The organism is Streptomyces sp. bgisy027, from assembly GCF_057710365.1.
In genome coordinates, this window is the sequence record NZ_JBYIVZ010000144.1 from 1 (window position 1) to 867 (window position 867).

At 68.2% G+C, this 867-nt stretch carries 1 protein-coding gene; it reads right to left on the reverse strand.

The genetic code is table 11. The annotated features are described in order from the left end of the window. On the reverse strand, window positions 1–852 hold an 852-nt coding region (locus AC3ETA_RS47785; RefSeq protein WP_432199173.1), incomplete at its 3' end, for a nitrilase-related carbon-nitrogen hydrolase. Window positions 853–867: the final 15 nt, after the last annotated feature.

Genomic DNA, 867 nt, shown 5'->3' on the forward strand with positions numbered 1-867 from the left:
GTCGAGTTCGGCAATCAGGGTGCCCTCGCCGTCCCGCAGCGGACCGGCCAGAACCTCACCGAGTGGGGACACGATGACCGAGCCGCCGCCGATGAGGACTGTGTCCGGCTCATCACCTTGAACAGGATGGAGGTCGGCGGGCACAGCATCACGGCGTAGGTACTGGCTGGCACTGAGGACAAAGCAGCGGCCCTCCAAAGCAATATGCCGCATAGTGGCCTGCCAGACATCGCGGTCGTCCACAGTCGGTGCGCACCACAGGTCCACACCCTTGGCGTACATCGCCGTACGGAACAGCGGCATGTAGTTCTCCCAGCAGATGCCCGCGCCGAGGCGGGCTGTGCCGGTGTCGACGACCGGGAGGGTGGAGCCGTCGCCCTGGCCCCACAGGTAGCGTTCGGCGGCGGTCGGCATGAGCTTGCGGTGCAGACCCAGGTAACCGTCGGGGCCGAAGAAGAGAGCAACGCAGTAGAGGGTGCCGCCCCGTCGTTCGACGGCGCCGACGACCGCGTGGCAGCCGAGCTCCCGGGTCAGGGCAGCCAGGGTGTCGACTTCAGGGCCCGGAACGTCGATGGCCGCGGCATGGTAGCGGCGAAATAGTTCGCGACCGGCCGGCGTCCGGCGGCCGACGGTGATGTCGAAGCCCAGGCCCTTGGGATAGCCACCGATGAACGCCTCGGGCAGCACGACCACCTCTGCGCCTCGGTCACTAACGGCCTCTCGAATGAATTCCTCGGCCCGGTACACCGCCGCCTTCGTGTCGAACAGCGGGGCGGCCCCCTGGACTACGGCCGCGGTCACGGTACGGTGCGACTCGGGGGCCGCAGCAGCGGCAGGGGGCAGCGAGGTCATGGCCTTGAGGCTAAG